Raw genomic sequence first — 19,156 nt, 5'->3', positions numbered from 1 at the left:
ACATTGTTAGGAAAAGTAACGAAAAGGGTGAATATCATGAAGGTCTCAAATGGAATCAATCATTTAATTACTACTTTAAGAGCTGACCAAACAACTTCGGGTACTTGGGAATATCCTTTTGAATCTAGTATATCCACTGATACGTATATGATTATTTTATTAAGAAGTTTGGAAATTGATGATGAAGAGATGATAAAACAATTGGTTAAAAGGATACTAAGTAAACAAGAGGAAAACGGAGCATGGAAACATTATTACGATGAAAGAGGAGGCAGTCTTTCCTTAACTGTCGAGGCATATCATGCATTGTTGTATTCTGGTTATATCGATAAAAAAGATGATCGAATGAAAAAAGCAAAACGATTCATTTTACAACAAGGTGGCATAGAGGAAACCCATTTCCTAACCAAGCTGATTCTTACCATCACAGGACAGTATGAATGGCCAAAGTTCTTTCCCCTACCAATTGAACTAATGCTCATCCAACCTATCATGCCAATTAATTTCTATAGCATCTCCGTATACGGCAGAGCAAATATAGTTCCCATTATGATTATCGCAGAAAAGAAGTTTCGTTTTCGAACAGCCAGCAGTCCAGATTTATCAGATCTGTTCACTTCGAGAGAGGAAGCAAATTTTAGTTGGTCCCGTTCCTCTGAATGGCGAACCATACACAAAACAATCAAATCAAGTATTAAGAAAATTATAGGCCTACCACAAGAGTTACACCAACTGAGTATGAGCCGTGCAAAACAATATATGATGAATCACCTAGAACCTGACGGGACCTTATTTGGCTATATTAGCTCGACATTTTTAATGGTGTTTGCATTACTTTCATTAGGACATAAAAAAGATGATCCGTTAATTGAGAATGCGGTAAAAGGATTATACGGATTCAAGACAAAAGTAAAGGGTCATACACATATCCAATTCACTACTGCTTCTGTTTGGAATACAAGCTTGCTCAGTTATTCTTTACAAAAAGCTGGATTAACACCAAATGATCCAATGATAAAGAAAGCAACTAATTATTTACTTAGTAGACAACAATATAAATTTGGAGATTGGATCATTCATAATCCCAAGACAAAACCAGGAGCTTGGGGATTTTCTAACATTAACACTTTTCAGCCAGATACTGATGATACCTCAGCCACTCTTCGTGCAATTACAAACTCTGCAAAAATCGATGATAACATAAAAGAGGCTTGGAATTTAGGCGTGAATTGGCTCGTTTCCATGCAAAATGATGATGGCGGTTGGCCAGCTTTTGAAAAGAATACCAATAATAAGTTACTAGCTTTAGTACCAATCCAAGATAGTGAATTTATTCTCACCGATCCAAGCAGTGCCGATTTAACAGGAAGAGCCATGGAGTTTTTAGGCAATTACACACAAATGCCACACCAACATTCTCATTTCGACAAAAGTATTGAATGGCTTAAAACACACCAAGAAAAGAACGGTTCATGGTATGGCAGATGGGGCATTTGCTATATATACGGGACTTGGGCAGCTCTTACGGGATTATCAGCAATTGCATATGATAATAAAAGTGAAATGATCAAGAAGGCTACAAGCTGGCTACGATCCATTCAAAATGCTGATGGAGGTTATGGGGAATCCGCTTTAAGTGATAAACAAAAAAAATATATTCCATTAGGTGATAGTACGCTCACACATACTGCATGGGCCATAGATGCATTAATTTCGGTAAGTCAGAAGCCAGATGAGACAATTAAAAGAGGCATAAAATACCTCCTCACATCTTTGGACAATGACGATTGGAGCGAAGACTACCCAGCAGGGCAAGGCCTCGCTGGTGCGATTTATTTTCATTATCACAGTTACCGTTACATTTTCCCTCTTTTAGCCTTATCACATTATCGTGAGAAATATGGAGAGGAATGAGGAAATCAAAACAAAAAAAGCCTTAGCAATTCTAATGAATATTGTTAAGGCTTATCTACACAATAATTCCTATCCAATCAACTTCCCTGCTACATACGAACTAATTCTTTCATGCTTTTTAACGATGGTGGTCGTAAATCATCAGGAATTGCTGCTTCATATTTCTTTCCAGCAGTCTCTTTAACAAACTCTTCTCTTGCCACATCGATTAAATTTGTATCCGTCAATAAATCAAATAAAGTTAATGCCATTGATTTTGCTGCTAAATGCATCCCCTTCAGTCCAATGGAGGACCCATAAGAAGCTGTAGCTTGCCAAGAATGGGGTTGAACACCAACTGGTGCACAAGTTGTCATGATTTGACCTACAGGTGTAATCCAACTTACATCACCAACATCTGTTGATCCCCCTATACATTGCCCTTTCAAATGTTTGAAATGATTTTTATCCGTTGGTAATAGATCTTCTAGTTCAATACCGAACTGCTTCTTGGACATTTCAACAACTTCGTTATCAACTGTTGCTACCAACTTTTCTGCAAAATTTAATTCATCTTGATTAAATGAAAAAGACACACCTTCCATATTTTTTAACATTACCTTATTAAGTGTGTCATTAGGCAAGACATTGTACGCATATGCCTTCACTTGATGCTCAACTTTTGTTTCAGTCATTAGTGCTGCACCTTGTGCAATTTTCTCTAATCGGTTGAACATACTATCTACTTGTTCTTTCGTAGTTGCACGCAAATAATACCATACACTTGCTTGATCAGGTACGATATTAGGTGCAAGGCCGCCATTAGTAATGACATAATGTATCCTTGAGCCATCTAATACATGCTCTCTCATATAATTTGCTCCAACATTCATTAATTCCACGGCATCTAATGCACTTCTCCCTGCATGCGGAGCTCCAGCAGCATGAGCAGTTATTCCCTTAAATTGATATTCTACCGAAACCATTGCTTGCATTGACATATTGACAACAAAATTCGCTACACCTGGATGCCAAGTTAATGCACAGTCTAAATCATTAAATACTCCTTCTCTTGCCATAAATGTTTTCCCAGAAAGAACTTCTTCTGCAGGACATCCATAATAACGAATCGTTCCATTTATTTCACTCGTTTTCATTGCTTCGCTCATCGCGATAACAGCTTCCACACCAGCGGTTCCTAACAAATTATGTCCACATCCATGTCCAGGTCCACCACTAATAATCTCTTCCCTGTTTGTAGATACCGCTTGTGAAAGTCCTGGTAAGGCATCAAATTCTCCTAATATTCCAATAACAGGCTTCCCGCTTCCATATTCGGCAACGAATGCTGTTTGTGCTCCTCCTACGTTTTCTCGAATGTCAAACCCTGCTTCTTGTAAGACTTGTTTTTGTAAATTCGATGCGTATTCTTCCTCATAAGCAACTTGTGGATGATTCCATATATCTTTTGCCATATCTGAAAAAAATTCTTCTTTATTTTTTATCCAATCTATAAGTTCTTCTTTGATCATTATAAATTCCTCCTTTATAATTACTTTCTTTTCTCTAATGATATACAAATGATGATAGTTAAGATGATACAGATAATTCCTTTAAAAAAAGTGGGAATAGGTATTAGATTTACAAATAATCCTACTGATAATGCAATACCTCCGTATAACGGCTTCTTAAGGGCAAACTGCGCAAATATACCTCCAAAAATAGCAGGAACAATATATATAAATGTTCCTTGAATCGATTCCGGAATAATTGATACGAGATAAGATCCAGAAACAATAATGAAAATTAATATGGCCATATTCATTAATGATGTTGCTCCTATTGCAAGAGCCGCAACAATTTCACCTTTTTTCGTTCCAGGTTCAGCACCAACAGCATTTTGAGCTGCCGCAGCAGAAGGCAAGCACATATTAGCAATATTTCCTGTTAAAAAGGCTTGATAGGTACCAGATATCCCTAAAGTTGGATAATATGATATTGGCTCCATAAACCAGGCATACCCGATGGCGGCAGCATAAGCTATCAACCCAGTAATAATTGGTTGCCAACCGGGATGTATACCTAATACAAAGGATAGATATAGAGGAAGTGAGATAGTCAATACAATGACCAACCCAATAGTTAGGCGTCCCCAGAAATGTGATTTTTGATGAAAAGTATACATTTCATATGAATGAATCACCTCATTTTTTTTAGCTGCTATATTACTTTCGGAAACCGCCATACTTTTCCCTCCTTAAAGGACAAAATAACTAACTGTTAAACCAACAATAATCGATACACCTAATGACCATTCATGTAAAAATTTGAGTTGATGACTTTTATTTGCAATAAAACTCACGATTAGCATCGCAGCAGCCGCTGTTAAAGCAACAATAGCTGTTTCCACCCCTTTGAATATTTCACCTGCAACAAAGTTACCAAAAACCGCAAGCATAGCAGCACTTGACACAATCATCATAATGGGGAGTTTGCCATCTGCTTGTTGTTTATTTGATACTTTCCTTTCAATCTTTGCTAATGATTTAGTAAATAAGAAGACAAAGAGTAGCCAACCACATCCACCAATACATAAAAGCCATGCGACAGTTGCAAACGCTTCTGCAGTAAAACTTTCAGATCCAAGTTCTGTTCCATAAGCGGTTGCAGCCAAATTGGCGCCCATCGATTCAGTAGCAGCAGAACCTATAATGCCTATTCTCATTAATGTTAAAGGGTCACCTAGTAAAGTAATTAAAGATACAGCTACAACCACAATCCCAAATGAAGGACCTATTGCGTTAATCATCCCAACTTTTAAAGCGCTGTTAACATCTTGCTTACTTAGACCTACACTTTCACTTGTTTTCTTTGCCATTTGAATAAATTTAATTCCTTGGAAAATGACTACACCAATGACTGTAAGTGAGATAATCCACACAACTGGATGGCTTGCTATTTTTATTGCCTCCTCCATCATCACCCTCCTAAAATTTATAATTTTCTGTTTTTTATGATAGTTATATTGAAAAACAATTTATACAAGCTGTCAATTATGATGTAAGGAAATCTAACAATTAAAACTCCGCAAAGATAAGGATTTTTACTTACTTTAATAATTCTTTTTGAACAATAAAACGCTTTCATCGTTTTATTAGAATAAAAAAATCGAGGAAAACTCCCCGATTTAGGTATTACGATTTATTTTTAAAAAACAACGGTTTTATTACCATATACAATCACGCGATCTTCAAGATGCCACTTTACTGCTCTCGCTAGAACACTGCGTTCGATTGAGGCTCCTTTTCTCTTCAAGTCCTCTACTTCATCCCTATGATCAACTCGACTTATATCTTGCTCGATAATCGGCCCCTCATCTAAATCATTGGTTACATAATGTGAAGTTGCACCGATAATCTTCACTCCGCGAGCATAGGCACGATCATATGGTTTCGCACCAACAAATGCCGGTAGAAACGAATGATGAATATTAATGATTTTATTAGCTTGAGCAGAAACAAATCGAGATGTCAAAATTTGCATATAACGAGCGAGAATGACAACATCTATATTATACTCTTCAAGTAATTGTAGCTGCTTTGTTTCCACTTCTTCACGATTTTCTTTCGAAGCAGGGATATGGTAAAAAGGAATTCCTAATGACTCAACAATTTCTTTTGCCTCTAGATGGTTACTGATAACTAATGGAATTTCCATCATCATGTCGCCATTCTGCCATTCTAATAGTATCTCTCTTAAACAATGGAGCTGCTTTGAAACAAAGATTGCCGTTCTTTTTAATTCACTATTTTGTTGTAACTTCCATTCCATTTCAAAATCTTGAGCAACATTTATAAATGACTCTTTCATTTGTCCAAATTTTTGTGGAAGTTCAGGACACTCAAATTCAATGCGCATAAAAAAGTTGCCACCTTCATGATCAGTGGAATATTGACTGGATTCGATAATATTAGCTTGGTGTTGAAATAAAAACTTCGAAATGTGGGCGACAATCCCTGGTTGATCAGGGCATTTGATGAGCAAGCGACCCCTGTTTTTATTTTTCTCTTTATAAACTTTTGCTTGATTATTAAATAATGTATTCATGTTGCACTCCTTCAAACTATTTATTGCATTTTAACCTTTTCTTTCATAAAGACGCAAACCTTTTGCAAAAAAAAACACACTCATTGTACATTGCTTGAATTTAGACCCCATTCTCTTATACTATAATAGGAGCATGCAACCTGTGTTTTTATGTTACAAAAATATGACTTTAGTGGCATTTTTGACATAAATAATCGTATTTCGACAAAAAGGAAGGTATAATTATAAAATCACAGGATAATAGTTTCATATAAGGAGGAATTATAAGATGGAATGGGTATTAGCCATTTTACTTGGTGCAGCTGTTGTGTTGCTCATTTTATCATTTGTTAAGGGTAAACAATCGAAATCAGAACAAGAACAACATATTGACCAGGTTTCTTTTTCCTTAATGGATGAAATTCACCAACTACAGCAAAAAGTAAAATTCATGGAAATAGATGCTGAGATAACAGCGGTAGAAGCAGGTACATCTGAAGTACAATCGGATCATAGATTACTTCTACGTGAAATGATTGACCTACATAGAAGAGGATACTCCAACGAAAGCATCGCTCAAAAACTAAAGATGTCATTACAAGAAGTGAATAACCTACTAGCTCCATACGAAAAACGTAGTACGGAAAGGAGTAAAGTAGCTCAATGAGTGAGAAAACGATGCGCAGCTTTGCTGGTGGTTTAATTGTCGCAGCAGTCATTCTCGGGATTACTTATTTCCTTAGTCCGGCCGAAAGCAAACAAACAGAAGCTGCCGAGCCAAAAGCAACAGAAGAAGTCGATCAACCCGCAGAAGCAACCAAAGAAGAACTTAGTACTGAAGAGATGGAAGAAGCCTTACAATCTCAAGGATTTATTATTCATAGTGAAGAAGAATGGAACAATATTAATAAAGATATGAAAGATATCGCTTCTGTTAAAGAAGAAAATGAAAAGCTAAAAAAGCAACTTAACGATGCAAAAGAAAATGAAAATGAAAAAGCTGTTTACCGTACGATGCTCACAGTTACCTCTGGTATGACTAGTATCGACGTCGGTAATGCACTTGAGTCTGCAAAAATCATTAAAAATGGTAAAGACTTCTTTGATGCCGTAGAGAAAAAGGGTCTAGAAAATGATCTACGTCCAGGGACTTTTGAAGTAAATAGTGACATGTCAATGAACGAACTTGTAAATAAGGTATTTAAGAAATAACCATCATGGGAAAAGCATCTGATGTCATCAGGTGCTTTTTTATTGCCTTCCTAACTCTTCCTTCATAAACAAATAGTGAGTAGCAACTGTTTCCTCATACCAATCAGAGCGATTTCAGATAGTTAACTTCTCATATTCAATTTGTCGGTCATCATGTGTAAAAATCGGAAAGATTGCTGCGCAAATTTGATTTGCTCAGTCATCAATCATGCATTCTACAATGTTAGCTGCACAAACTCGATTTACACTTACATAAAGCATAAATTCTTCAATTGAGCAAAAGTCGACTTTCCTTTACTTATAAAGATATTTCGATAAAAAATAGAGCAAAAGCTACATAACTCTCTAACGTTGCTTAAGTTTCTAAGAAGAAAATGAATAATCGTGATATATTAATGTCAAAATACTCCTATATCATTCTATATCGACCAAAAATGAGTGAAGTTTAAATTGATAAAAGAAGATTGGGGAATGTTCATTATGAGTATTTATGTATATCAATCATTTCAACTAAAACAAGAAAACTTTCAAGAAGGCATACAAAATCTCGCTAATATCAAAAGCTTTCGCAACGAAAACTACAGTCACGAGGTTGAAATTCTCTGCCCTATTTCCGGTAATGACCATACCTATTGCCTCATTGCCATATATGAAGGACTCGCCGAGATGGAATTGCAAAATAAAAAAATGTTTGAAGACGAGAAGTATAAGAAAATGATTAGTGATTTCTTCATCGAGCATACTGTTCAGAATAGTATAGAGACCCAATTGTTACGAAGCCTCCAATTACCACCTAAGACAAAGAAATAATAGATAAACATTTCGTTGCCCTATACAAATATCAGAAAATTCATTATAATTAACGCGTCTTGGATTACTTGAAAAGAGGCGTTAATTATGACAGATAGAAGCGATCAAGGTAGGAATATACTTATTTTTATAGGGATTATCACAATTGCATTCAATTTACGCCCTACGATTACTTCAGTTGGCCCCATTATTGGTGACATACAACATGAATTGCAGTTTAATACGAGTACAGTGAGTTTACTAACCACGCTCCCTTTATTAGCCTTTTCAGCTATCTCCCCCTTTGCTCCTTTTTTTGCAAAAAAATGGGGAATTGAGAGGGTGCTTTTCTGCGGTCTAACACTGATAGGTCTAGGTGTCTTCATGCGCTCTACTAATTTTATTTTCATACTATTTCTTGGTACCTTCATGATCGGGTTAGGGATAGGTATTTGTAACGTGTTACTCCCAAGTCTTGTTAAAGCACAATTCCCATTAAAAATAGGGCTAATTACTGGCATATATACGTTAGCAATGGGGGTATTTGCTGGCTTTGCACCAGGTATTAGTGGAACACTTTCTAGCAATGGGATTGCATGGAAAACCAGTCTACTAATTTGGGTAATCCCTGTTTTACTTGCTTGTCTTCTATGGATACCATTTATTAAAAAGACACCTAAAAAAAACCCTGTTCCTCTCCTTTCATTCTCTACATTGTTTAGGTCGGGAATAGCATGGCAAATCACCGGTTTTATGGGGTTGCAATCGTTTATCTATTTTGGTTTTTCCACATGGTTACCAGAGATATTGATAATAAAAGGTTTCACGTTAGAAATGGGTGGTTGGATGCTAACTATCATGCAAATCTCGGGTTTACCAGCGAGTTTTTTTATTCCTATTTTAGGAGAAAGATTATCACATCAAAAATGGATTGGGTTAGGGATTGGTACAACCCTTATTACAGGTTTATGCGGGTTATTTCTCACTTCAAATATGGTGATCACATTTCTAAGTATTATCCTCATTGGTCTTTCTTTAGGAGCTGCGATAAGTCATTCATTAGCATTAATGAGTCTACGATCTATGAACAGTGAACAGGCTGCCTCTCTTTCTGGCATGGCCCAATCTTTTGGTTATTTATTGGCAGCATGTGGTCCTTTCTTACTTGGACTTCTTTATGACCTTTTTCACCAATGGCATACAGCATTTTTTGCCCTTATTACTATTGCCGTTCTTTTTACTTTATGTGGGATCGGGGCTGGAAGAAATGTTTTTGTGCAGGAAACCACAAACCTCAAGCAAATCTCTTAAATCATTTAGCTGGGTTCATAATTACAACCCAGCTTTTTTTACTTACTACTCTTTGATTACAGGAATCCAAATTTCTGAGTAAAAATTGCTACGGTTGGAACCATCTTCAGGATATACCTCTAACTCAGCTGTTCCCGCATGTCTATAACCGCTCGTTGGAAACCATTCTGAGAATATTTGTTTCCACGTGTGTTGGATTGCTTTAGGCATCTCTCCATGCACTTGAAATACGGCCCAAGTTGAGGCTGGTATCGTTATTGTTTCAAAACTAGTAGAATGCCCATTATGATTGACAGCAATCCAATAGTCAATTTCCCTATGATTTATATGATCCACGCAAACCCCAAGCACACCTTTTATTGAGCCATTATTTAATGAAAGTAAGCGATCACAAGTCCCATCTTGATTCACTTGATTCCATAACTTTGGAATTTCTGTTAGGTTTGCATCGTTTTCAAGGGAATAATTCTTTCTTATGCCTACTACTTGAAAGCTATCTTTTGAAATTATTGTATGATTCATTGGTTCCGCTCCTTCTAATGTTACATGTATTTTTAAGGGCTGATATAATTTCAACTTTCCACGGTATTTCTTTACTTCTGATGGTGAGATATGATGTTGCTTCTTGAATGCCTTAGTAAATGCTTCTGGGGTTTCATAGCCATATTTTAGGGCAATATCAATAATTTTCTCATCATTATTACCAAGCTCAATAGCTGCACCCGTTAATCTTCGTCGTCTTATATATTCCCCTAGCGTCATATCCGTTAAAATGGCAAACGTTCGTTGAAAGTGAAAAGGAGACGTATTCGCTTGTTTTGCTACCTCCTCACTGTTTAATTTTTTCAACAGGTTTGCTTCAATATAATCCAACGCTTTTTGTATATCTGTTACCCAACTCATAGTCTCTTCTCCTTCGGTTCGATTGTATACCGAATCATTTATTTACTCCTGTCATTTATTGCTCTGTTTGGATAGGTTAACTACGGTCGCATAAAAGAACAAACACTTCCTATCACTGCAGTATTCCTTACCATTTTTCACATGATAAGTGTACATAATATTTATATTAATTCGAAACACTAGAAAAGGTAAAAGAATTACAGTAGGGATCTTCCATTTAATCATCCGGAGTTACGCTTTGACAATAAAAAAGGTGGTATTTGACAGTGAATAATGAAACTAAACATCAGAAATTCGGGGCCGTCTTTTATTGGTCAGTTGGTATTTTACTCGTTTTAATTTTTATCGGTGCATTCGCTCCAAAAGTGATGGAAAACTATACAGCTGCTATTCAGTCAGCCATCACCTCTACTTTTGGCTGGTATTATTTAATCATAGTCACGGTTTTTGTCTGTGTTTGCTTATTTTTAATTGTTAGCCCTTATGGGAAATTAAAACTGGGGAAGTCAGATGAAAAACCAGAATATAGTTATCCTACTTGGTTTGCCCTTTTATTTAGTGCCGGGATGGGTACAGGACTCCTTTTCTGGGGAACAGCAGAACCGATTTCTCATTTCGCAATTGACTCTCCTACAGGGCAAACGGGTACCGATCAAGCAGCAATGGATGCTTTAAGGTATGTCTATTTTCATTGGGGTATTCATGGTTGGAGTATATACGTCATTATTGCTCTTTGTCTTGCCTTTTTCAATTTTCGTCGAGGGGGAGATGGTTCAATTAGCTCTACACTATCTCCTATTATGAAAAATACCGATGGTCCGTTAGGAAAACTAATAGATATTATCGGTATTATTGCCACTGTTGCGGGAATCGCCACTACTCTTGGTTTTGGTGCTAGTCAAATTAATGGCGGGATCTCTTACATTTGGAATATCCCTAATTCTTTTCTCATTCAATTAGTGATTATTATCATTATTACAGTCATTTTCTTAATCTCAGCCACCACTGGGATTGATAAAGGTATCAAACTCTTATCTAATGTCAATATGATACTTGCGCTCGTACTCCTACTCTTTTTTATTGTTTTTGGTTCAACTGTTTATTCCTTAAATTTGTTCACAGACACGATTGGAAAATATATACAACGACTGCCAGAGATGAGTTTTAGATTAACACCCAATAATGAGCAAAGCAGAGAGTGGATTAACAATTGGACGATTTTTTATTGGGCATGGTGGATGGCATGGTCACCGTATGTCGGCACATTTATAGCAAGAGTATCTAGAGGAAGGACCATACGTGAATTTACTATTGGAGTATTGCTTGTACCTACCATTGTTACATTTATTTGGTTCGCTTTCTTAGGAGGTACTGCTATCGATATGCAAATGACAGGGATAGCTGATTTGGCTTCAATGACTACAGAGCAAATGCTATTTGGAACATTAGCAGAGATGCCGATTAGTTTTATTACCTCTGTCCTCTCTCTTATCTTGATTGCTATTTTCTTTATTACATCAGGTGACTCCGCTACTGTTGTGTTGGGGATGCAATCAGTTAAAGGTGTGTTAAATCCGACGAATCGTAATAAACTCATATGGGGTGTCTTACTATCAGCCATCGCCACTGTATTGCTCTATTCTGGTGGCCTACAAGCACTACAAAATACAATGATTATTGCTGCCTTCCCATTTTCGTTCGTAATGATCCTCATGACGATATCTTTAATCAAAGAACTGCAGCAAGTAAAAAGAGAACTAGAGCTTTCAGGCGCAACCAAAGATAAACTAATGTCAAGAAGGTTACAAAAACAATTAATCAAACAAGAACTAAAAGATGAAAAACGTTGGATTGAGAGTAAAATGGAAGAAGAGAAAAAACGCTTAAAAAAGAAAAAGAAAGAAAAAATGGAAGAACTAAATAACAAGAAGGAGGAATAACCTCCCCCCTCTTGTTTTTTTAGTTCTTCACAATGTAGCTGTTATTCTTCTAGCCACTTCAATACCATTCTCCATACAATCCGGAATCCCTGAACCATAGTAAGAACTTCCTGCTATATACACGCCAGGATATTTTTCTATAAGCGTTTGTTCAATTCCTTTGATTAAATGCGGGTGGTCCAGTGTATAAGTAGGCATTAATTCATTCCATTTTGTTATTTCCCATACAATGGGTTCAGCTGTTAGTTTTAAGCTTTTCTGTAAATCTTCTCTTGCAAGATCAAGTAATCCTGTATCTTCCATATCCTTCACGCTAGCGAATGAAGGGTGGCTACTTTTGTAGAAGAGACGGACAAGCAGATTCCCACTTTTAGACGTATGTTTCCATTTTCTACTCGTCCATGTACAAGCATTACAGTGTAGCTCATTATTGCTTGATGTAATAAAGCCAGTTCCATCTTTGGGTAAGACCGCATCAGGAACATCGAATCCTATGTAAACACTAATGAGTGAGCTGTTTTTCATGTTAGAAAAATACTGATTCAATGCTGCGTCATCAAGTAATTGTTGCGCAACTTGATGTGGAGTGCTCAAGACAATATGATCTGCTTTCATCACTTCACCATTTGAAAAACTCACCTTATAATGTTGCTTCACTTTTTGTATTGATTGTGCCTCGTATCCTTTTTTGATTTCCACTGCCCCAAGAGATTTTTCATATGCGTCAATAATTGTTGAAAGACCATTTTTGAAAGAGAGGAACTTCCTTTCACCGCTACTCTGATATTTCTCCTTATGATCATTGAACCCCATGATAATGCTTCCGTATTTCTTTTTATATTCGAAAACAGCTGGTAAGGTAGATGAAATCGTCAAATCTTGTAGTTTTCCAGAATAAACACCCGATAATACTGGAGCAATCTGCTTCTCTACTAATTCCTCGCCAAAATAATAGGTAAGAAAGTCACCAATACTATCTTCAACTGTAAATGGATTCTTATGGTGATAAACGTCTTTTAATGCTCGAACTTTACCTTCAGCAGAGACTAATGTAGTTTTAGCCAATGACTCGATACTTGTCGGTATACCAAATACAGCATCAACTGGGATGGGCTTTATCTCGCCATCGGTAAATAAATAAGAGCGACCTGTCCCGTTATAAACGACCTCATCACTTAAATTCAGTTCTGAAAAGATTTCTCTACCCATTACTTTCCTTGAGACAATAGAATCAGCGCCCGTTTCCATCATAAATCCATCCGCTTCAACGGTTTTAATTTTTCCACCTAGATGATTTTGTGCTTCTGTTAATATAATGCGAATGTCGCGATTGTTTGCGTTTTTCCATTTTTGTAGTTCATGGGCAGCTGACAGACCATTTATGCCACCACCGACGATCAACACCGTTTCCATTACGTACACCTCAACTTTTTCTCAATGATAATAGTTTATCACAACATCACTACTTCAACTCAATCTCTATCAACAATTGAATGACTTTTGCATTTAAAAAAGATTTTTTTGATAAATATGTAGGGATACTTCATTTCACTTACGTCTATTAAGTTGTATTCAAAAGAAAAGGTGGGAAAATGCATGATTGAGGTAAATAAGATTTATCATTCTTTTGAAATAGGTAAAAAAGAGAAGAAAACGGTCATACCTGTTCTGAAGGATGTATCATTCCAAATTAACAAAGGAGAAATTGTATCCATTGTAGGTAAAAGCGGATCTGGAAAATCAACTTTACTAAATATTATTAGCGGATTTATTAAACCAACGGATGGTGAAGTTAAGATTAATAATCAAACTGTGACGGAGCTTTCTGAAGGAGAGTTTGCCTCCTTTAGACTTCAGCATATCGGTTTTATCTTTCAAAACTTTCAATTGATTCCAAGTATGACAGCATTCCAAAATGTTGAATTGCCGTTAACTTTTAAAGGGATGAATGAAAAGGAACGTAAACAAAAAACGTTAGAGACACTTGAGCGTGTTGGACTAGCAGAGTTCAAGGACCATTACCCAAGCGAATTATCAGGCGGACAACAACAACGGGTCAGTATTGCTCGTGCACTTGTAGTGAATCCACCTCTTATTCTTGCTGATGAACCAACGGGTAGCCTAGATAGTGACACCGAGAAAAGCTTACTCGCTTTCATTAAACAATTAAATGAAGAATTAGGGATTACTTTTCTTATCATTACTCATGATGAAGAGGTTGCCGAGTTCGGTCATCGCACAATAGAAATTGTTGACGGTCATGTATTGGAGGAAGTAGGGAAATGACATTTAAAGATCAGTTTAAGTTCGTTAGACAAAATTTAAAGAAAAATAAATCTAGGTTATTTATGACAGTACTTGCTACTGCGATTGGTGTTGCATTCTTAATTGTACTTGCCTCTGTCGGCTTCGGACTTCATAAATCGATTATTTCTGATATGATGCAAAACCAATTGGTTACCCAAGTGGAGATATACGGGAAAGAAGATTCACAAGGACTAACAAATGAAGATATTACTTATTTTGAAGAAATGGACGGAGTGGAAGCCGTTACCCGCAGGAATGAATTGGCGCAGATGCCTTTCTTCCAACTAGATGACTATACATCTAATACGAATGCCATCGTCACACACTTTCCATCAGAGATTAAAGCAGACTTCAAGCTCGCCTCTGGGCGCTTACCTGAGGGGGAGAATGAAGTTGTTGTCGGTTATCACTTTACTGACAGCTTAATTAAAAACGGTGCTAACCCTGAGAAATTGTACGATGATGAAGGAAATATCAACGAGGACTATGTCTATACTGATGACTTGCTAAATAAAGAAATGGACATGGAAGTCATTAAATTAACAGATGGGAAAGAAACGAAGAAAACCATTTCTGTTAAAATTGTAGGAATCGCTGAAAAGCCTGCTCGCGATTGGGCATATGAAGCACATGTCTTTATTTCCGAAGAAATCTTACAAGAAGTTGAACAATTCACTGGCGTTATGCGCGGTGCCACTGAAATGTACGAAGGCGGCGAACTTGACGCCAAACAATCGGAAGACGTCTATGATTATGTAAAAGTATACGCAAATAACGTTCAAGAAGTAGAAGGAATTAACAAGACTCTTGAAGATAAAGGCTATATGATTTATTCGATTGCCAATGAAATGAAACAAATGAATGTCATCTTCCTTATTATGAAAATCGGCCTTATCTTTATTGGTACGATTGCATTGATTATTGCATCTATTGGTATATACAATACGATGACAATGGCTGTAACGGAAAGGGCACCGGATATCGGAATTATGAAAGCGATTGGTGCACATCCACGTACAATTAAAAATATCTTTTTATTAGAAAGTACTTATATCGGCTTATTAGGCGCCATCTTTGGGACGATTGTTGCTTATGGTGTCAGCTTCCTAGTCAATTTATCTGTACCATTTATTATTCAAACAGCATTTGATGAGGCAGCTCCAGAAGGACTATTATTGTCATATATCCCTTGGTCACTGACCCTTATTAGTGTCGGTATTTGTTTACTCGTTACCGTATTCTCAGGTCTCCGCCCTGCAAAGAGAGCAACAAAAGTGGATGTTCTTAAGGCGATGAGAAGAGAATTATAATCAAAATCAGTACCATAACAGGCCACCCTAAAGCCAGTTTTGAGCATTTCTTCATTTGCACAACTGGCTTTTTCTTTTTTTATCATTTCACTTAAACCAATTCGCCCCTTCATCCATATGAAGAAAAGGAATATCCGTGTCCACTTTACCAGTCATTCTCTCGATTGATAACTCTTTTCCTAATAGCCAAGAAGCAAAGTCAATCTCATAAGGTTGTTGATTTCCTCCCAATGCCATCCATACTTTTAGGCTACGCGGAAAATATACAGATGTATGAATAGTCCCCGCCCAGCTTCCATACAAATCAGAAAATACACCTTTACCTATACCATTCATCAATTGAAAAGCTTGCTCTGGACTACTCATTGCTGCGCGATTTTCTTCCATAACAGCTAAACGACGCTTTGAATCTGCTAATTGATGACGGTTTTCTGATAAGAGTTTCTCAAAATGGTTTGTACAGGATAGAGTTTCACGCACTGTCACTTCTCTTGGGGTGGTTTCCACTGCCGCACTTCTTCCCTTCTTATCATGAACAACATAAGTAAAGGAATGACGATGAGGAATTTCTTTTAACATCGCAACTGCTTCTTCAACATCTTGACATGACTCTAAAATAAGTCTGCCAATCATACAACAAATAAAACCATCACCTGGTCTTCTTCTATTCATAAAGTTATAGCCCATTGCTAAACCACACTCATTCATACCATCCATTCGCCCTGTTACTCGTTGCGATGGACCAATCATACTATAGCCCATTCCATCAGTCGGTTGGAATAGTGTATATCGCCCTTCATATGTTTTGGGATGATAATCATAATTGCGGATTAAATAATCCTCACCTATATATATAGAACAGCCTGATTTATGATGATTCACGCGATAGCCACCGTATTCTTGTAATACCCGCTCTATTGGCCATTCTAATGCCTCTTGTAAACCCATTAGTTCATCCCAAACACCTGGAGCAAAGTGTGTAATCATCGACTTTGCTTCTTCTACATTGATAGTAAAGCGTGGCTTCCTTACCTTCCACTGGTCTTCTCTATTTTTCACGGACAATGAGTCCTTTAATAACTCCCCTTGCAAGAAACCATAATCATAATGATTGCCTCTAAATTGAATAATATCACTATAGATTTTCTTCATATGTATCCTCCTCACAGTTGCTCTCAACATAAGCATACTGGAAGTCCTTCGGAAAATAAAGACAACTCGCCAGTGCAAATTAAAAAGCAGGAAACCATTAACTTTTCAACTAATATTCTACTTGTTGTGTTCATAATCATTAATGTAAACTCCTTCCATTTCATTCTTTTGCCAATACAAAAAAAAACGAACAAAGCTATTGAAATAGCATTTGCCCGTTTTAATGCAAGAACTTCTTTATATCGTTTTATTAATATTTCTCCCAGACTGCCTCTCATAATTGCGTATAATCATGCTATTTCCCTTCGTCATGGCGAATCTTTCATAGTACGGAACTAAATCATCATCACAAGATAAGTCAATCATATAAATATCGCTCAGTTCCTGTAGCATCATCTTTACAAGTGTTTCTCCAATACCTTGCTGTTGATAGTCTGGTCGTACTTCTAGCAGCGGAATGTATGCCGAGATCACACCATCACTGATAGCTGTAATAAAGCCTACGACTCTATCGTTCGTTTCATCAATGGCCACAATCGCTTTATAGCTATTGTGCATTAGGTATAGATGCGTTTTCGGTTGCGGATAATTCCCCCATCCCACAAAAAAACCTGATAGCATGTCTATCGTTATATCTTGTAGATTACTCGTATATATCATTCTTTAACCCCTTTTCTCGTTAGATTAGGCTGAAAAGAAGATATATATTGATTCATATAATAACAAACAACTTGCCCCTTTCTTACTCTCTCAACTAACTATTCTACAGTAACCCTGGTTATCCTGCCTTCAGTATTAGTTTGAAGTAAACCATTTGTATAACTGTTGCGATTCAATAGTTAGGTAAACATTCGTATCTTTTCTAAAATCGATTACACCAGCCTGAGAAGTATTGACACGATCCGCTGTTAATTTCCAAACTTTTGGTCCAGCGTAATATTCATGATCTGTCACGACTTTATACCATGTATTGCCACCCTCTTGTGATTCTGTTATTGTAAAATTACCGACCTTTTTCTCGAAGTCCCCATTACCTTCTCCCATTTTCACTTCAATGACCTTATTACCTTGGTCATTTTTATAAAAATTCACTTCTTTATTTGCTGTTGTTCTGATATCCCCTGAAGGTGTTGCCTTAAAAGCGATTGAACCAGTATAATACGGAGGTCCTTCCTCTTCATCTACTTGAGTAGCGACAACTTTCAGTTTTAAATTTCCTGTTTTCCCTTGGAAGTTAATATCATTATCACCATGTGGCCACCTTGCGAAAATACGAAATTGCTCGTTATCCACTGTCGGTTTAAATGTTGAAGTATGATCGATTTCCTTCCACTCCCCATTCACTTTTCTTTCTAATGACAAAACAATTGGCGAATTGCCATTGGCAGGGAATAATTTACCCGATGGAATTAAATCTACTTGATACTCAACGGGCACCTTCGTATCATTTTTTTGAATTTCAAAAGCATAAACTTTGACAGGATCCATCCCTGGGTAAAAATTCTCACCTAAGGAGAATTGTCCATCCCCAATTGTCTCACCGCTTTCATTCACTGCGTTCACATTAAATTTTGCAGCTTGAACTGTGTTTCCTGTACTCGTAAAGCTTTTAGAAAAATAAGCAACTGTCCCAAAAATAGCTGTAGCAATTAATAATAATGCCAATGAACTTAACGATAATTTTGTTTTCAACTCTTCTCCCCCTCAAATTCATTTATGATTTTTTTGTTCCTTTTAAATAGCTTGTCTGAAAAAATAATGGCAAGAACAATGAAAAACATCAAACTTAAACCAATTGGACTGATCAAGAATTCAGCAATAGAGCCTACTTTCGGCAACACCCATTCTACTTTACCTGTTAGATGTTCAGACCGTATCTTCGTCTCATCCTCAGTATTATTTGCATCGCCTTTCGTCTTAAAAAATGAGCCAGATTCATCCTTAGCTACTTCAGTTACTCTGTGAGTGACAAAGTCTGCCCCATTTCGGTATGTAATCACATCATTTTCGTTGATTTGATTAAACGTAGATTGTTTAACCACAACAACATCACCTGGTGAGATACTCGGCTCCATGCTTCCTGTTAATACAATAAGAAGACTTCTCCCAAATAGAGATGGTGGCTTTTCTTGATTTTGGTCACTAGTGATTAGCGTGTATAAAGAAAGAACACCTAATAAAATGAGAAGGACAAATAAACTATTACCAATGACCGAAATGACCTTTCGAATACTTCCTCCTCCCTTCTCGTTT

18 protein-coding genes are annotated in these 19,156 nt (G+C 36.8%); 8 read left to right on the top strand and 10 right to left on the bottom strand.

The genetic code is table 11. The features are described 5' to 3' along the window. Window positions 1-36: 36 nt before the first annotated feature. On the top strand, window positions 37-1,914 hold the full coding sequence (gene shc, locus MKY26_RS01120) for a squalene--hopene cyclase (RefSeq protein ID WP_307318010.1): 1,878 nt from the start codon (window positions 37-39) through the stop codon (window positions 1,912-1,914). 89 nt (window positions 1,915-2,003) lie between these two features. Here shc and MKY26_RS01115 read toward each other — a convergent pair whose 3' ends face one another. The 4 genes from MKY26_RS01115 to purU all read right to left on the bottom strand — a co-directional run bounded on the left by MKY26_RS01115 (window position 2,004) and on the right by purU (window position 6,000). Further along, entirely contained in the window at window positions 2,004-3,425 is a 1,422-nt protein-coding gene (locus MKY26_RS01115; protein ID WP_095370032.1) for an amidohydrolase, read from the bottom strand. Window positions 3,426-3,445: 20 nt separating this feature from the next. Beyond that, window positions 3,446-4,138, bottom strand: a complete 693-nt coding sequence (locus MKY26_RS01110; RefSeq protein ID WP_233435276.1) for a small-conductance mechanosensitive channel — start codon at window positions 4,136-4,138, stop codon at window positions 3,446-3,448. A 12-nt stretch (window positions 4,139-4,150) separates the two neighbouring features. After that, window positions 4,151-4,870, bottom strand: coding sequence for a DUF5058 family protein (locus tag MKY26_RS01105; protein WP_341091862.1), 720 nt, complete (start codon window positions 4,868-4,870; stop codon window positions 4,151-4,153). A 230-nt stretch (window positions 4,871-5,100) separates the two neighbouring features. Beyond that, on the bottom strand, window positions 5,101-6,000 hold the full coding sequence (gene purU, locus MKY26_RS01100) for a formyltetrahydrofolate deformylase (RefSeq protein ID WP_095370034.1): 900 nt from the start codon (window positions 5,998-6,000) through the stop codon (window positions 5,101-5,103). Between the two features lie 268 nt (window positions 6,001-6,268). On the opposite strand from purU, the gene MKY26_RS01095 reads away from it, so the two are divergent. The 4 genes from MKY26_RS01095 (at window position 6,269) to MKY26_RS01080 (ending at window position 9,291) form a co-directional block, all read left to right on the top strand. Then, on the top strand, window positions 6,269-6,646 hold the full coding sequence (locus tag MKY26_RS01095; protein WP_095370035.1) for a hypothetical protein: 378 nt from the start codon (window positions 6,269-6,271) through the stop codon (window positions 6,644-6,646). Further along, the gene (locus tag MKY26_RS01090; protein ID WP_095370036.1) at window positions 6,643-7,191 is read left to right on the top strand and encodes a hypothetical protein; all 549 of its coding nucleotides are present in this window, start codon (window positions 6,643-6,645) and stop codon (window positions 7,189-7,191) included. The genes MKY26_RS01095 and MKY26_RS01090 overlap by 4 nt, the downstream gene beginning before the upstream one ends. 480 nt (window positions 7,192-7,671) lie before the next feature. Further along, a complete protein-coding gene (locus tag MKY26_RS01085; RefSeq protein ID WP_095370037.1) occupies window positions 7,672-8,001 on the top strand; it encodes a hypothetical protein in 330 nt (109 codons plus the stop codon). 87 nt (window positions 8,002-8,088) lie between these two features. Next, the gene (locus MKY26_RS01080; protein WP_341091860.1) at window positions 8,089-9,291 is read left to right on the top strand and encodes a CynX/NimT family MFS transporter; all 1,203 of its coding nucleotides are present in this window, start codon (window positions 8,089-8,091) and stop codon (window positions 9,289-9,291) included. A 45-nt stretch (window positions 9,292-9,336) separates the two neighbouring features. On the opposite strand, the gene MKY26_RS01075 is transcribed toward MKY26_RS01080, so the two are convergent. After that, window positions 9,337-10,194, bottom strand: a complete 858-nt coding sequence (locus tag MKY26_RS01075; RefSeq protein WP_322910059.1) for an AraC family transcriptional regulator — start codon at window positions 10,192-10,194, stop codon at window positions 9,337-9,339. 266 nt (window positions 10,195-10,460) lie between these two features. Between MKY26_RS01075 and MKY26_RS01070 the strand changes: the two genes are divergently transcribed. Further along, entirely contained in the window at window positions 10,461-12,134 is a 1,674-nt protein-coding gene (locus MKY26_RS01070; protein WP_307318024.1) for a BCCT family transporter, read from the top strand. A 27-nt stretch (window positions 12,135-12,161) separates the two neighbouring features. On the opposite strand, the gene hemG is transcribed toward MKY26_RS01070, so the two are convergent. Beyond that, the gene (gene hemG / locus MKY26_RS01065; RefSeq protein ID WP_095370040.1) at window positions 12,162-13,547 is read right to left on the bottom strand and encodes a protoporphyrinogen oxidase; all 1,386 of its coding nucleotides are present in this window, start codon (window positions 13,545-13,547) and stop codon (window positions 12,162-12,164) included. Between the two features lie 183 nt (window positions 13,548-13,730). Between hemG and MKY26_RS01060 the strand changes: the two genes are divergently transcribed. After that, window positions 13,731-14,420: an ABC transporter ATP-binding protein gene (locus MKY26_RS01060; protein WP_095370041.1), complete on the top strand. Its 690-nt coding sequence runs from the start codon at window positions 13,731-13,733 to the stop codon at window positions 14,418-14,420. Then, a complete protein-coding gene (locus tag MKY26_RS01055; protein WP_307318028.1) occupies window positions 14,417-15,751 on the top strand; it encodes an ABC transporter permease in 1,335 nt (444 codons plus the stop codon). The genes MKY26_RS01060 and MKY26_RS01055 overlap by 4 nt, the downstream gene beginning before the upstream one ends. 87 nt (window positions 15,752-15,838) lie before the next feature. Here the strand turns inward: MKY26_RS01055 and MKY26_RS01050 are convergent, their stop codons facing one another. From MKY26_RS01050 to MKY26_RS01035, 4 genes are all read right to left on the bottom strand, one after another. Next, window positions 15,839-16,903 (bottom strand): C45 family autoproteolytic acyltransferase/hydolase, encoded by a 1,065-nt coding sequence (locus MKY26_RS01050; RefSeq protein WP_307318029.1) that lies wholly within the window; start codon window positions 16,901-16,903, stop codon window positions 15,839-15,841. Window positions 16,904-17,140: 237 nt separating this feature from the next. Next, the gene (locus MKY26_RS01045; protein WP_095370044.1) at window positions 17,141-17,563 is read right to left on the bottom strand and encodes a GNAT family N-acetyltransferase; all 423 of its coding nucleotides are present in this window, start codon (window positions 17,561-17,563) and stop codon (window positions 17,141-17,143) included. Between the two features lie 135 nt (window positions 17,564-17,698). Further along, complete coding sequence (locus tag MKY26_RS01040) at window positions 17,699-18,595, bottom strand: hypothetical protein (RefSeq protein ID WP_180316991.1); 897 nt, start codon at window positions 18,593-18,595, stop codon at window positions 17,699-17,701. Continuing rightward, a complete protein-coding gene (locus tag MKY26_RS01035; protein WP_322910077.1) occupies window positions 18,592-19,113 on the bottom strand; it encodes a signal peptidase I in 522 nt (173 codons plus the stop codon). Before MKY26_RS01035 ends, MKY26_RS01040 begins: the two co-directional genes overlap by 4 nt. Window positions 19,114-19,156: the final 43 nt, after the last annotated feature.

The sequence above is a fragment of the Cytobacillus sp. FSL R7-0680 genome (genome assembly GCF_038009245.1).
Taxonomy (GTDB): Bacteria; Bacillota; Bacilli; order Bacillales; family Cytobacillaceae; genus Cytobacillus; species Cytobacillus kochii.
The sequence above is the reverse complement of the archived record's forward strand: the minus strand, read 5'-3'. Positions and strand labels throughout refer to the sequence as shown.